1 protein-coding gene is annotated in these 413 nt (G+C 53.0%); it reads left to right on the forward strand.

Annotated features, from left to right (window positions below; translation table 11 throughout):
• Positions 1 to 413, forward strand: a 413-nt coding sequence (locus JBO08_RS28620; protein ID WP_220075311.1) for a ribonucleotide-diphosphate reductase subunit beta, incomplete at both ends; no start/stop codon positions are given.

A 413-nucleotide genomic window follows, 5' to 3' on the forward strand; every position in this document is an offset into this window, starting at 1 on the left:
GTACATCCTGCGCCAGGCCTTCGAAGAAGCGATCCACACCCACGCCTACCAGTACTGCATCGAATCGTTGGCCATGGATGAAGGCGAAATCTTCAACATGTACCACGAGATTCCATCGGTGGCCAAAAAGGCTGCCTGGGGTTTGAAGTACACCCGCTCGATCTCCGATCCGAAGTTCGAAACCGGCACTGTCGAGACTGATAAAGAGCTGCTGCGCAACCTGGTCGCCTACTACTGCGTGCTGGAAGGCATCTTCTTCTATTGCGGCTTCACCCAGATTTTGTCGATGGGCCGTCGCAACAAAATGACCGGCGTGGCGGAACAGTTTCAGTACATCCTGCGCGATGAGTCGATGCACCTGAACTTCGGTATCGATGTGATCAACCAGATCAAAATCGAAAACCCGCATTTGT

The sequence above is a fragment of the Pseudomonas sp. LAP_36 genome (genome assembly GCF_019456785.1).
GTDB lineage: Bacteria > Pseudomonadota > Gammaproteobacteria > Pseudomonadales > Pseudomonadaceae > Aquipseudomonas > Aquipseudomonas tritici.